13 protein-coding genes are annotated in these 12,919 nt (G+C 68.5%); 10 read left to right on the top strand and 3 right to left on the bottom strand.

Annotation, left to right across the window (positions count from 1 at the left end; genetic code table 11):
• The first annotated feature begins 7 nt into the window (after nucleotides 1-7).
• Together WKR98_RS00590 and WKR98_RS00585 are read left to right on the top strand one after the other, a co-directional pair.
• A complete protein-coding gene (locus tag WKR98_RS00590) occupies nucleotides 8-1,579 on the top strand; it encodes a class I adenylate-forming enzyme family protein (RefSeq protein ID WP_341431726.1) in 1,572 nt (523 codons plus the stop codon).
• 11 nt (nucleotides 1,580-1,590) lie between these two features.
• A complete protein-coding gene (locus WKR98_RS00585) occupies nucleotides 1,591-2,358 on the top strand; it encodes an SDR family NAD(P)-dependent oxidoreductase (protein WP_161567945.1) in 768 nt (255 codons plus the stop codon).
• Nucleotides 2,359-2,368: 10 nt separating this feature from the next.
• Here the strand turns inward: WKR98_RS00585 and WKR98_RS00580 are convergent, their stop codons facing one another.
• Together WKR98_RS00580 and WKR98_RS00575 are read right to left on the bottom strand one after the other, a co-directional pair.
• A complete protein-coding gene (locus WKR98_RS00580) occupies nucleotides 2,369-2,995 on the bottom strand; it encodes a glutathione S-transferase family protein (protein ID WP_124691356.1) in 627 nt (208 codons plus the stop codon).
• 74 nt (nucleotides 2,996-3,069) lie between these two features.
• On the bottom strand, nucleotides 3,070-3,864 hold the full coding sequence (locus tag WKR98_RS00575) for an IclR family transcriptional regulator (RefSeq protein ID WP_124691355.1): 795 nt from the start codon (nucleotides 3,862-3,864) through the stop codon (nucleotides 3,070-3,072).
• Nucleotides 3,865-4,013: 149 nt separating this feature from the next.
• Here WKR98_RS00575 and WKR98_RS00570 point away from each other — a divergent pair, with 149 nt between their 5' ends.
• The 5 genes from WKR98_RS00570 (at nucleotide 4,014) to WKR98_RS00550 (ending at nucleotide 9,544) form a co-directional block, all read left to right on the top strand.
• The gene (locus tag WKR98_RS00570) at nucleotides 4,014-5,420 is read left to right on the top strand and encodes an FAD-dependent oxidoreductase (RefSeq protein WP_124691354.1); all 1,407 of its coding nucleotides are present in this window, start codon (nucleotides 4,014-4,016) and stop codon (nucleotides 5,418-5,420) included.
• 83 nt (nucleotides 5,421-5,503) lie between these two features.
• Nucleotides 5,504-6,475 carry a Bug family tripartite tricarboxylate transporter substrate binding protein gene (locus tag WKR98_RS00565; RefSeq protein ID WP_341431725.1) on the top strand — a complete coding sequence of 324 codons (972 nt, stop codon included), beginning with the start codon at nucleotides 5,504-5,506 and terminating at the stop codon, nucleotides 6,473-6,475.
• Between the two features lie 223 nt (nucleotides 6,476-6,698).
• Nucleotides 6,699-7,838 carry an FUSC family protein gene (locus tag WKR98_RS00560; RefSeq protein ID WP_341431724.1) on the top strand — a complete coding sequence of 380 codons (1,140 nt, stop codon included), beginning with the start codon at nucleotides 6,699-6,701 and terminating at the stop codon, nucleotides 7,836-7,838.
• A gap of 4 nt (nucleotides 7,839-7,842) precedes the next feature.
• Nucleotides 7,843-8,241 carry a DUF4186 domain-containing protein gene (locus tag WKR98_RS00555; protein ID WP_341431723.1) on the top strand — a complete coding sequence of 133 codons (399 nt, stop codon included), beginning with the start codon at nucleotides 7,843-7,845 and terminating at the stop codon, nucleotides 8,239-8,241.
• A 106-nt stretch (nucleotides 8,242-8,347) separates the two neighbouring features.
• Nucleotides 8,348-9,544 carry a GGDEF domain-containing protein gene (locus WKR98_RS00550; RefSeq protein ID WP_341431722.1) on the top strand — a complete coding sequence of 399 codons (1,197 nt, stop codon included), beginning with the start codon at nucleotides 8,348-8,350 and terminating at the stop codon, nucleotides 9,542-9,544.
• Nucleotides 9,545-9,558: 14 nt separating this feature from the next.
• On the opposite strand, the gene WKR98_RS00545 is transcribed toward WKR98_RS00550, so the two are convergent.
• The gene (locus tag WKR98_RS00545) at nucleotides 9,559-10,449 is read right to left on the bottom strand and encodes a LysR substrate-binding domain-containing protein (protein WP_341431721.1); all 891 of its coding nucleotides are present in this window, start codon (nucleotides 10,447-10,449) and stop codon (nucleotides 9,559-9,561) included.
• 136 nt (nucleotides 10,450-10,585) lie between these two features.
• Here WKR98_RS00545 and WKR98_RS00540 point away from each other — a divergent pair, with 136 nt between their 5' ends.
• The 3 genes from WKR98_RS00540 to WKR98_RS00530 are packed head-to-tail and all read left to right on the top strand — an operon-like array spanning nucleotide 10,586 to nucleotide 12,918.
• The gene (locus WKR98_RS00540) at nucleotides 10,586-11,566 is read left to right on the top strand and encodes a Bug family tripartite tricarboxylate transporter substrate binding protein (RefSeq protein ID WP_124691348.1); all 981 of its coding nucleotides are present in this window, start codon (nucleotides 10,586-10,588) and stop codon (nucleotides 11,564-11,566) included.
• Between the two features lie 26 nt (nucleotides 11,567-11,592).
• The gene (locus WKR98_RS00535) at nucleotides 11,593-12,603 is read left to right on the top strand and encodes an isopenicillin N synthase family dioxygenase (protein WP_341431720.1); all 1,011 of its coding nucleotides are present in this window, start codon (nucleotides 11,593-11,595) and stop codon (nucleotides 12,601-12,603) included.
• A gap of 39 nt (nucleotides 12,604-12,642) precedes the next feature.
• The gene (locus WKR98_RS00530) at nucleotides 12,643-12,918 is read left to right on the top strand and encodes a DUF1330 domain-containing protein (RefSeq protein ID WP_124691346.1); all 276 of its coding nucleotides are present in this window, start codon (nucleotides 12,643-12,645) and stop codon (nucleotides 12,916-12,918) included.
• The last annotated feature ends 1 nt before the right edge of the window (nucleotide 12,919 follow it).

Raw genomic sequence — 12,919 nt, 5'->3', positions numbered from 1 at the left:
CGCCGCCATGACCCAGAACGTGCGTGACATCCTGGCGCGGCAGGCGCAGCAGCCCTTCGTCGACTTTCCTTCCCTGATCGCCCGGCATGCGGGCGAGCGGCCCGGCGCGCCCGCCTTCGCGTGCGGCCACGAGACGCTCGACTGGGCCGGACTGGCCCGGCAGGCGGACCGCGTCGCCGCCGCATGCGCCGCCATGGGCGTCGGCCCCGATGGCAAGGTCGCCCTGCTGGCGTCGCCCGGCCTGCGCGCGATCCAGGCTTTCTTCGGCGTGGTGCGGGCCGGCGCCTGCGTGGTGCCGCTGGCCACCTCGGCGACCGCGGCGACCCTGATGGGCATGCTGGGCGATTCGGACGCCACGGTGCTGGTGGCCGATGCCGACGCCCGCGAGACCTTGAAGGACGTCGAGACCGAGTTGATGGCCGCCTTTCCCCGGCGCCTCGTCGCCCTGGATTTCCAGGCGCCCGGCTGGCTGGACTGGGCAGACTGGCTGGCCGGGGGCGGCCAGCCGCCTGCTGTCGATTTCCGGGCCGACCAGGCCTTCAACCTGATCTACAGCTCGGGCACCACCGGCAAGCCCAAGGGCATCCTGCATCACCACGGCATGCGGTCGCGGCAGGCCAACCGCCGCAGCTTCGGGCTGGGGCCGGACAGTGTCATGCTGCTGTCCACCCCGCTGTATTCGAACACCACGCTGCAGCCCATGCTGGCTACCGTGGCCAACGGCGGGCTGACGGTGTTGATGCGCAAGTTCGATGCCGCCGCATACCTGCGGCTGTGCGCCGCGCATCGGGTCAGCCACACCATGCTGGTGCCCGTGCAGTACCAGCGCCTGCTCGCGCACGACGATTTCGCGCATACCGACCTGTCGTCCTTCGTGCTCAAGCAATGCACCGGAGCGCCGCTCGACGCCCGGCTCAAGTCGCAGATCCTGGCGCAGTGGCCGGGCGGACTGCGCGAGATCTACGGCATGACCGAGGGCGGATGCAGCTGCGTGCTCGACGCCCACGAATTCCCGGACAAGCTCGGCACGGTCGGCCGCCCGGCGCCGGACCACGACATGCGCATCGTCGACGACGACGGGCGGGTGCTCGCGCAGGGCGAGGTCGGCGAGATCGTCGGCTGGTCGCCGTACATGATGGCCGGCTACTACAAGCAGCCGCAAGCCACCGAGGCCTTCTACTGGCGCGACGAATCGGGTATCGCCTTTCATCGCAGCGGCGACATCGGCCGCTTCGACGAGGAAGGTTTCCTGATTCTGCTGGACCGCAAGAAGGACCTGATCATCTCCGGCGGATTCAACATCTACGCGACCGACCTGGAGTCGGTGACCGCGGCCCATCCCGAGGTGGCCGACGTGGCGGTCATCGGCATCCCCAGCGAGCAATGGGGCGAGACGCCGTTGGCGCTGGTCGTGCTCAAGCCGGGCAGCGCGCTGGATCCGGAGGCGCTGCGGTCATGGGTGAACGGGCAGGTCGGACGCACACAGCGGCTGGCGGCCGTGGAATATCGAAGCGAGTTGCCGCGTTCCGCGCTGGGCAAGCTGCTCAAGCGCGAACTGCGCCAGCCTTACTGGACATGAAAGGGGAAAGCATGGAGCAAGTCTGCCTGGTGACCGGCGCGACCGGCCGCAACGGCGCGGGGTCGGCCACGATCAAGTTCTTCGCCAGGCAGGGCTGGCGTGTCGTCGTCAATTACTCGCGCGACGAGGGAGCGGCGGAGGCGGTCGCGGCCGAGTGCCGGGCGCTGGGCGCGGCCGACGTGCTGGTGGCGCGGGCCGACGTGACCAGCGACGAGGCCTGCCGCGCGATGGCGCGCGACATCGAGCAGCGCTGGGGGCGCCTGGACGCGCTGGTCAACAACGCGGCCGTCACCACCTTCAACGACCACAAGAACCTGGACGGCCTGTCGTTCGACGACTTCCAGCGCGTGTTCGCCATCAACGTCTCGGGGGTCTATGTCGTCACGCGGGCAATGGCCGATCTGCTGCGGCGGACCGGCAATGCCTCGGTGGTCAACATGTCATCGGTGGGTGGACTGCGCGGCACGGGGTCCAGCATGGCCTACGCCGCGTCCAAGAGCGCGCTCAACGCCATGACTTTCTCGTTCGCGCGCGTGCTGGCGCCCGAGGTCCGCGTCAATGCATTGCTGCCGGGCTTCATCGAGGGCGACTGGCTGATCAACGGGATGGGGCGCGAACGCTACGAAACCGTGCGCGCCGCGCTGATCGCCAAGAACCCGCTGAAATCGGTGCAGACGCCGGACGAAATCGCCGAGGCGGTCTGGTGGCTGGTGCACGGGCCGGCCGCGCTGACCGGCGAGCTGGTGCAGCTGGACGCGGGAGGGCGCCTGGCGGTGTAGCCGTGCGCGATCAGTCCAGCTTCCTGGCAAAGCCGCGCTGCACGGCGGGCCGTCCCATCAGTGCCGCATACCAGCGCGCCACGTTGGGATAGGCCGCCAGGTCGACCTGATGGCGCTCGTGCCGCCAGGCCCAGCCCAGTATGGCGAAGTCGGCGATGGACAATTCGCCCGCCACGTAGTCGGTCGCGGCCAGGCGGGTGTCCAGCACGCCATACAGGCGGTGCGTCTCGACGCTGAACCGCTGCAGGCCGTAGCGGCGGTCGGTCTCGTCGGCCACCGCGCGGAAATGATGGACTTGCCCCGGGATGGGGCCGAAGCCGCCCATCTGCCACATCAGCCATTCCATGACCGCGGTCTGCGCGCGCAGGTCGGCCGGCAGGAACTTGCCGGTCTTGCGCGCGAGGTAGAACAGGATGGCTCCGGATTCGAACACGCTGATCGGCTGGCCGCCGGGCCCGTCGGTGTCGACGATGGCGGGAATCTTGTTGTTGGGACTGATGCGCAGGAAGGACGCCTCGAACTGCTGCCCGTTGCGGATGTCGACGGGCACCACCTCGTAGGGCAGTTCCATTTCTTCCAGGGCCACACTGATCTTGCGGCCGTTGGGCGTGTTCCAGGCGTGGAGCTCGATGGTCATGGGCGCGGTATCGGTTGGTGGAGGTCGGGGCCATTATCCTCCACTGGCGGCCGGTGCTCCATCGTGTCCCGGACCTAGGACGAGAACGCCGCGCCGGCATCGGCCAGCGTCTCGCTCAGCTTCACCGCCTCCGCGTTCATCATGCCCACCACTTCCTCGCGCCTGTCCCCCCGCAGCCGATGGTTCAGCGCCACGATGCTGATCGCGGCGTAGTGGCTGCCCAGCAGCGTCGGCACGACCACGCCCAGGCCCGTTACCTCGGGCAGGATGTCGCCGTCGTTCAGCGCGTAGCCCAACTGGCAGGCGCGCTCGACCATGTGGTCGAGCACGGTCTCGGACAGTTTTCCGTAGCGGTTCAGCCGGTGCCGGTTCCTGCGCATCACGTCGTCGCGCTCGGCCGCGGGCATGGCGGCCAGCAGGGCCAGGCCGCCGGCCGTGCTGCCCAGCGGGCGCCGCTCGCCCACCATCTGCGTCAGGGCCTTGACCGGATAGCTGCCTTCCGCGCGTTCGATCACCACGCTGTCGGTGCCGCTGCGCGTGGTCAGGAAGACGGTATCGCCGGTGTCGCGCGCCAGCCGGTTCAGCACCGGACCGCACAGTTCGCGCAGGTTGAAGTGGCAGTTGGCCGCCAGTCCCAGCTCATAGGCCAGCATCCCCAGGAAGTATTCGCGCCTGGTTCCCCGCTGCATCAGCAATCCCTGTTCGACCAGGCAAGCCAGGATGCGATGGGCGGTGGGGGACTTGAGCCCGGTCTCGCGCGCCACCTCGGCCAGCGTGATGCCGGCCGTATTGCGCGCGGCCACCTTCTTCAGGACCAGGATGGTCCGCTCTATGCTTTGCGTGCCCGATGAGTTGGCCTGATTTTCCATATTATGGACTCGTATTGACAGTGATTTACTGGATAAAACACACTGGATTCACTCTAAACGAGTAAGTAAGTGGGAATATATTCCATATTATGGAGTATGGGGTTTATTTCACCCGAACACACCAGCCTGCTATCCAGGGAGACAGGAAGATGGCGCAGCAACTCAATCAGGCGCACTACGACGTCGTCGTGCTGGGCGGAGGCGCCGCGGGCGTCGCGGCCGCCGCGGCAGCGGCCAGGAACGGCCGCAAGACGCTCATCATCGAGGCCAACCCCATTCTGGGCGGGGAGCTGCTTAGCGGCATGTCGCTGGACGGCGTGCTGAACGCGCGCGGCGAGTACGTGGTGGGCGGCATCTCCGACGAACTGTTCGACGAGTGCAAGCGCATGAACGGTTTCATCGGTCCGGTGCACGACCATCGCCTGATCTGCTATGTGTGCGTCGATCCCGAGATCATGAAGATCGCCGTGATGCGCGTGCTCGACCGCCATGGCGTAACGGCCTGGGTCAATTCGTTCGCCGAGGACGTTGTGGTCCGGGACGGCGTGGTCACCGGCCTGGTGGTGGTCAACAAGAGCGGCCGCACGCTGGTGACGGCGGACCATTTCCTGGACTGCTCGGGCGACGGCGACCTGGCTGCCCGCGCCGGCGCGCCGTTCGAAATGAGCGACGACAGCGGCGACCTACAGCCGGTGTCGCTGATGTTCCGCGTGGGCAACGTGGACAGCGCGACGCTGCTGCGCTTCGCGCGCGAGAATCCCGCGTCGATGGCGGTGGGCGAAAGCGATTACATCCGCGGCGACAAGACCGACGAGCAGTTGCTGGACCTGCTGGTCGAGCAGGGCCAGCCCTCGGTGTTCTTCAAGAGCGAAGGCCCGTTCCTGGGCGATGCGATCCGCCGTGGCGACCTGGCTCCCACCGCGCTGATCATGATCCAGCCGACCTCCGCTGCCCGCAAGGAGGTCTGCGTCAACGCCACCCGGGTAGGGGGCAACATCGACGGGACCGACACGGCGGCGGTCAGCGCCACCGTGGGCACGTTGATGGAGCAGGTCTGGCAGACGTACGAATTCGTCAAGGGCCACCTGCCGGGTTTCGAGAACTCGGTGTTCGCCGGGCTGGCCCCGCGCGTGGGCGTGCGCGAGACGCGCCGCATCATGGGCGACTACCTGCTGACCAGGGACGACGTGGTGTCGGGCCGCAAGCAGCCGGACTCCGCCGTCGCCAAGGGGGCGCAGCACGTCGACATCCACCAGTCCGGCACGACCCAGATACGCATTCCCATCGCCAACGGCGGTTCCTATGACATCCCGTTCGGCTGCCTGCTGCCCAAGGGACTGAAGAACGTCATGGTCGCGGGCCGCTGCCTGTCGGCCACGCGCGAGGGCATGGGCACGGCGCGTACCATGGGCCCCTGCATGGCCATGGGCCAGGCCGTGGGCACCGCGGCGGCGATGTGCGCCGAACGCGGCGATGCCGACGTGCGCGCCCTGCCGGTGAAGGAATTGCAGGCCAGGCTGCGGGCGCAAGGGGGCGTGATCGACGGCGTGTATTGAACGCCACGCCGCCCGGCGCCACCTTCCGGAGACAAGCGAGGGGGCGCCGGGCGTTTTGCCGACAACGAGGAAGGAGACCAACCATGCATCGTTATCTTGCCAAGTTTTCCCTGGCCCTGGCGCTGGGCTGCACGGCTTTCGCGGCCTGGGCGGGAGCCTATCCGGACCGGCCGCTGAAGATGATCGTGCCTTTCGCCGCCGGGGCGTCGAGCGACATGCTGGGGCGTACCGTGGCCGACGGCCTGGCCACGCGCCTGGGGCAGCCCGTGGTGGTCGAGAACCGGGCCGGCGCGGGCGGCAACATCGGCGCCGATCTCGTCGCCAAGGCCGCCCCGGACGGCTACTCGCTGGGCATCGGATCCATCGGCACCCATGCGACCAACAGCCTGATCTACGGCTCCATGCCGTACGACACCGTGAAGGACTTCACGCCGATCACCCTGGTCGCCGCGGTGTCGCTGGTGCTGGTCGTGCATCCCTCGGTGCCCGCGCGCGACGTCAAGGAACTCATCGCCTACCTGAAGGAACGGCCGGGCAAGGTCAGCTATGCGTCCGGCGGGGTCGGCGCGTCCCAGCACCTGGCCGGCGAACTGTTCAAGTATCTTGCCAAGGTGGACATGGTCCACGTGCCCTACAAGGGCAGCGCGGGGTCGGTCCCCGACCTGATCAGCGGCCGCGTTCCGGTCATGTTCGCCGACCTGCCGCTGGTGCTGTCCTACATCCAGAACGGTTCGCTGCGCGCCCTGGCGGTGGGCGATCGCGAGCGCAGTCCGGTGCTGCCGTCGGTGCCCACGCTGGCCGAATCGGGCGTGCCCGACTACCAGGCCAACGCCTGGTACGGCTTGTTCGCGCCCGCCGGTACGCCGCTGGACATCGCCAACCGCCTGCAGCGCGAGGTCGCCGCCATTCTCCAGCAGCCCGACGTGCGCAAGCGCCTGATCGCGCAGGGCGCCAATCCCAGCGGCATGGCGCCGGATGATTTCAAGGCGTTCCAGCGCAAGGAGATCGATCGCTGGAAGACGGTGGTGCACGCGGCGAACATCAAGATGGATTGATTCCTAGGGTAAACCCTAGGTTTGAGGTAGAATAATTCCTGATCGCGCCTGTGCTTCGCCGCAGGCGCCGACGCGCTGAACGCTCCGCCACGCAGGCGGAGCCGTCCCTTTCGCGGTCCCCCTCGCCTCCGCCGGTCCGGTATCCGCCGTTCCGGCGCGCCCGCGTTGTTCCGCCGCGTTGCTCCGGCAGGTCCGGCGTAACGCGCGTTTTTTCAGGATGCCCATGATTGACGAAGACGATCGCCGTCCGACCGCGCCTGCCCGGCCGCGTCGAACGACGCGCGCCACCGCGGCGCGCTACCTGCTGACTCCCGCCCAGTTGGAAGAAAGCCTGGCCATGGCCGCGCCGCCGTCCGTGCGCAACGCCGTGGTGGCCGGGATGCAGGCGACCCTGGCCGTGGTCGCGGCCCTGGCGTGCTTCCACTATTCGCCGTGGCCGCAACTGGTGGGCTTCGGCGCACTGGGAGCGCTGGCCTCGCTGTTCGGCCGCTACGCTTCGCGTGCCCGCCGCCGCCGCATGGTCTTCCTGAGTGCCTTCCTGCTGGTCGCGGCCACCTTCGTGACGTCGGTGGCGGCCCATGCCGGGGCCTCGCCCACGACGATGGTACTGGTCCTGGCGCTGGTGGCGGGGGTGTCCACGGTCGCGGTGTCGAGCTGGAGCCTGGGCGGCCCGGGCGCCGTCATCATCGTGTTCGCGGCGGGCGCTGCGCTGGGCGCGGCCGGGTCCTGGGAGGCGGTTTTCGCGCGCGCCGCGGCCGCGGCGGCGGGCGGCGCGCTGGCGTGGGTCATCTGCGTGCCGACCGACCGCCTCAGGCACGAAGAGCCCGCGACGGGCGCCTTTCCCAGCGAGCCTCCCCGCCCCATGCGGCACCGGCTGATCGCCGCCGGCCGCATCGCCACGGGCGCCGCCGTGGCCGCGCTGCTGGCGCACGCGGCCGGCTGGCAGCACCCTTCGTGGGCGGCCATAGGCGCGACCGCCGTCATGCAGGGCGGGCACCTGCACATCACGATGAGCCGCGCGCTGCAACGGATGGCCGGCACCGTCGCCGGCGCCTGCGTGGCGGGCGCGATCCTGGCGCAGTCGCCCTCGTTCTGGATCGTGGTGGCCCTGATCGCGCTCTTCCAGTTCGTGACCGAGATCATCATCGGCTACAACTATGCGCTGGGACAGATCACCGTGACACCCATGGCCCTCCTGATGACGCACCTGGCCGCGCCCGCCGTGGCCGGCAACATGGCGCTCGAGCGCGTCTTCGACACCATGGTCGGCGCGGCGGCGGGCATCGTGCTGGCGGTGCTGTTCTCCAGCCTGGACGACCGGGCCTACCTGGCGCGCCACCGCCGCGCGGCCGCGCTGGGCTGACGCGATGCCCGATCCCCTGGACCCGCTGTTCGATCGCCTGTCCCGCTCGGCTTTTCGCCGACGCTTCCGGCTGGGCCGGCAGGACCGGGACTATCTGGAGGACCGGGGCCTGGAGTCGGTGCTGGCGCACGCGGCGGCGTTCATCGCGACGCGGCTGGCCCCGGCCGAGCCCGCCAACGACGGCAGGCAGACGCCCATGCGCGGCCATCCGGTGTTCGTGGCGCAGCATGCGACCGCGACCTGCTGCCGGGGCTGCCTGGCCAAATGGCACCGCATCGGGACCGGCCGGGCCTTGACGGCGGATGAGCAGGCCTATGTCGTGCGCGTCATCGGACGATGGCTGCAAGGCCAGGAGCAGGGGCCGGAACGGGGTGCGCCGCCGCGCCAGGGGCGGTTGTTCTAAGGCCCGGCGGTGCAGGGCGCGCCTGGGGAACGGGCTGGAAATGCTTTATCATCGGGCGGCTCTTACGCGCAGGCGCCCATCGCCGCGCGGATTCCTGCAGCGTGCCATGCTAGACCCCATCAGCGTCATCTTCGTCACGATTTTCTCCGCCATCATGAGCACGGCGGTGCTGGGGTCGCTGCTGCCCACCGCCATCCCCGGCGTCAGGCGCTGGTTCAACGCCAGCGTGATGGCCATCGTGGCGCTGGCCCTGTTCCTGCTCCAGAACATCGGCCCGCGCTGGCTGACCATCCTCGTCTCCAACCTGTTGCTGGCCATGGCCATGCTGGTCATCCTGCAAGGGTGCAGGCAGTTCGTCGGGATGCAGCCCGTGCGCCGCGCGGAATACGCGGGCTGGGCGGCGCTGCTGGCGGCCATGGCCTACTGGACCTATGTGGTGCCCGACATCGGCACCCGCATCGCGCTGGTGTCGGCGTTCTATACCTACGCCTATGTCGTGGTCGCCGTGATCGTGTTCATGGCGCGTCCGCTGTCCCGTCCGCATTACGCCTATTGGTTCGTCAGCATAGGCGCGTGCCTGGGAGCGGTCGGCCATGTGGGCCGGGGGCTCGCCTACGGCGTGGGATGGGTCCGGCAGACCGAGCTGCTGCAATCGACGCCGGCCAACATCGCTTTCCTGGCCCTGGGCGTGCTGGCGCTGCCCTGGCTGTCGATCGGCATGGTGCTGTTGACCCATGACCGCCTGGCCCACCGGCTCGAACGCCTGGCCAACCTGGACGAACTGACCGGCATCCTGGCGCGGCGCGCGTTCCTCGCGCAGGCCGACGCCGCCGCGCGCACCGCGTCGCGCTCCGGACGGCCGCTGGTGTTCGCCATCGTCGACATCGACCATTTCAAGAACATCAACGACACCCATGGGCATGCCGCGGGAGACCGGGTGCTGGCCCATTTCACCGGCGTGGTGGCCAGCAACCTGCGCGCCGGCGATGCGTTCGGCCGGCTGGGCGGCGAGGAGTTCGCCATCCTTTGTCCGGACACGTCCATGCGGGATGCGGTCAAGCTGCTGAACCGGCTGCGCGCCAGGATCGCGCAGGCTGAAAGCGCGCTGCCGGGGCGCAAGCTCAAGGTCACGTTCAGCGCGGGGGTCGACCAGTACCGCCCCGGCGAGGAACTGAGCAGCCTGATGGCGCGGGCGGATGCCGCGCTGTACACGGCCAAGGCCATGGGGCGGGACCGTGTCGTCACGGTGGCCGCCGACGAGGACCCGGTTCCCGCCGAAGGATCGCCCCGCCTGGCGGAGTAACGGGCCGGCCGCGCTCAGTCCGCGGGCGCGCCCGTCTGCTGCATCAGCCAGCCGCGAAACGCCTGCAAGGCCGGCAGCGTGACGTTCGCCGGCGGATAGACCAGGTAGTACGAAGTCGGCGAGCGCACCACCGGCCCGAAGGGCGACACCAGCCGGCCGTTTTCCAGTTCTTCCTCCACCAGCAGGCGCGGCACCACGGCGGCGCCCAGGCCCGCCACGGCCGCCCGCAGCACCAGCGAGAACGATTCGAACCTCATTCCCCCGGCCGTGCCTTCGGCGGGCAGGCCGCTGGCGGTCAGCCAGTCGTGCCAGGCGTGCGGCCGGAACGTCATCTGCAGCATGGGCACGCGCGGCAGGTCGTCCGGCGAGCGCAGGGTGGTGGCCGCCATCTCCGGCGTACAGACCACGATCATGTGCTCGTCCATCAGCCAGTCCGACCGGGCGCCGGGCCAGCGCGTGTTGCCCAGGTTGATGGCGGCGTCCAGGCTGTTGTTCTGGAAGTTGAACGGCAGCCGCGTGACCAGGGTGAGCGTGATGCGGGGATGTTCGCGCTGGAAGCGGGGCAGGCGCGGGATCAGCCATTGCGTGGCGATCGCGGGCACCACGCCCAGGCGCAGCACGCTGGAGGCCGGTTCGGTCGACACCGTTTCGATGATGGCCGACTCCAGCGCGTCGAGCGCCGGCGTCAGCCGCAGCAGCAAGATCTCGCCCGCGGAGGTCAGTTGCAGGCGCTTGCGCACGCGCTCGAACAGCCGCACGCCCAGGAAGTCCTCCAGCGCCTGGATCTGGTGGCTTATGGCGCTCTGCGTCAGGTTCAGCGAGTCGGCCGCCTGCGTGAAACTCAGCGTGCGCGCCGACAGCTCGAACGCCTGGAGCATGACGGGCGAGGGGATCTTGCGGCGCATGTCATTAATCCTGCTAATGAATTCATGATGAGACGTCGCTTGTGGGCAGGCGGGCGTCTCCGATAACTTAGTCCCGCGTTTTCGTGGTTGCGGCACCGGCATTGTGCAGGAAGTCTGCTTGCATGGGAGTGAGTCGATGAATCGTCGCGATGTACTGCGTCTGGGAATGGCCGCGAGCCTTGGGGTCGCGGGCAAGGCATGGGCGCAAGAAGCGTTTCCGAACCGCCTGATGAAGGTGGTCGTACCGTATCCCCCCGGGGGCATTACCGACCTGCTGGGGCGCGTGCTGGCGGATATCCTGGCCAAGGAGTTTCCCGCCAAGCCCGTGATCGTCGAGAACAAGGGCGGCGGCACCGGCACCGTGGCCCAGCAGTACATCCTGCAGCAGCCGCACGACGGGCACCTGCTGCTGTCCGGCGGCCTGGGCGGCCTGATCCTGCCGACCATCCTGAACCCCAGCCTGCCCATCAACCCGCAGGAGAACTTCGTTCCCGTGGCGCAACTGGCCGAGCTGATGAACGTGCTGGTGGTGGGGCGCGACGTCGAGGCCCGCACGCTGCCGGAACTCGTCGCTTACGGCAAGACGCGCGTGGGCAAGCTCAACTACGGCTCCAACGGCGTCGGGACGCTGGCCCATTTCACCTCGGTGTTGTTCAACCAGCGCGCGGGCACGCATTTCGTCCATATCCCGTACCGCTCCAGCGGCGAGATCATCACCGGCCTGAAGAACGGGGACATCCAGGTGTCCTTTGCCAACCTGCCGTCGGTGGCGGCGCTGGTGCGCTCCGGTTCGCTGCGCGCGATCGCGGTGACGGGGGCCAGGCGCGCGCAGGCGCTGCCCGACGTGCCGACCCTGGTGGAACTGGGCATGGAGGACTTCGTCGCGACGGGATGGCTGGGCGGCTACGCGCCGGTGGGCACGCCGCAGGCCAACATCGACAAGTTGTCCGATGCCATCGTCAAGGGCGGCAGGCAGCCCGAGAACATCCAGCGGCTGCAAACGGCGGGCTTCGAAGTGACGGTGCGCGGCCATGCGGACTTCGCCGCCTGGAACCGCAGCGAATTCGTCAAATGGAACGAACTGGCCCGCCGGGAAAACATCCGGCCCGAGGCCTGACCGGGAATTGTCAACGAGGACTGCACATGCTGCCCACCGCAAGAAAACTGGTTTTTTCGGAAGTGCCCATCGTCGATCTGGGGCCGGCCTGGCGCGATGACGCCGGCCGCGCCGAGGTGGCGGACGCCATTGCCGCCGCCGCGGGAACCGTGGGCTTTTTCTACGTCAGGAATCACGGCCTGGCCGAGCAGGATGTCCGCGACATCTTCCAGACCGCCGTGGATTTCCACAGCCTGCCGCTGGAAGCCAAGATGGAGGTTTCGCTCAAGCTCAACGACCATGCGCAGGGCTACCTGCACGGCATGACCAAGGGCAACGACGCGAACATCAAGGAGAACCTCCAGGAGGCATTCCAGATCCGCCGCCCGCTGGCCGACGACGATCCCGACCTGCTGGCCGGCAAGCCGCTGCACGGGCGCATTCCCTGGCCGTCGGCCATGCCGGACCTCAAGCCGCGGATGATGGCGTACTACGACAAGATCAACGGCCTGGGCTATCGGCTGCTGGAGCTGTTCGAGCTCAGCCTGGGGCTGGCGGCCGGCACGCTGAAAGCCAGCTTCGCCAAGGACATGAACTCGCTGCGCCTGCTGCACTACCCGCCGCAGCGCCCCGACGAGTCGGGCGAGCACCTGGGTGCCCGCGGACACACCGATACCAACGCCTTCACCATCCTGGCGCAGGATGCGAACGGCGGGCTGGAGGTGCGCAACCGCGACGGCGAATGGGTGGCCGTGCCGCCGGTCGAGGGGACACTGGTGGTCAACGTGGGCGAGGTGCTGAAGGTCTGGACCGACGGCGTGTTCACCTCGGCGGTGCACCGGGTGATCAACCGCTCCGGCAACGAGCGCTATTCCATTCCGTTCTTCATGTATCCCAGCTTCGATGCGTGGATCCAGCCGCTGATCCGCAATCCCGACCCCGCCAACGTCGCGCCCGAGGACCTGCCGACGTCCTTTCCGCGCGACCGGCCCTTCGTCTACGGCGAACTGAAGGCACGCAACGTCGCGCGCATCATGCCGCAGAAGAGCGCGGCCTGAGAACGACGATCGATCATCGAAGGACTCGGAGGGAAGGACATGGCGGCCTACGTCATCGGCGAAGTGAAGATTCTCAAGCCTGCGGAAATGGGCGAGTACGGCCGCATGGTGGCCGAGGCGGTGGCCGCGCATGGCGGGCGCTATCTGGCGCGCGGCGCCGAGCCCGTCGTCCTGGAAGGCGGGCCGGCCCACAACGTGCTGTTGATCGAATTCCCGGATAAGGACGCAGCCCTGGCCTGGTATGCCTCGCCCGCCTACCAGGCGGCCAGGAAGCTGCGCGAGGGCAAGAGCAACCTGAGGCTGATCGTGATCTGAG

The organism is Pigmentiphaga sp. YJ18, assembly GCF_038066655.1.
Lineage (GTDB): Bacteria > Pseudomonadota > Gammaproteobacteria > Burkholderiales > Burkholderiaceae_B > Pigmentiphaga.
Note: the sequence above shows the minus strand (reverse complement) of the source record. Positions and strands in the feature narration are given on the sequence as shown.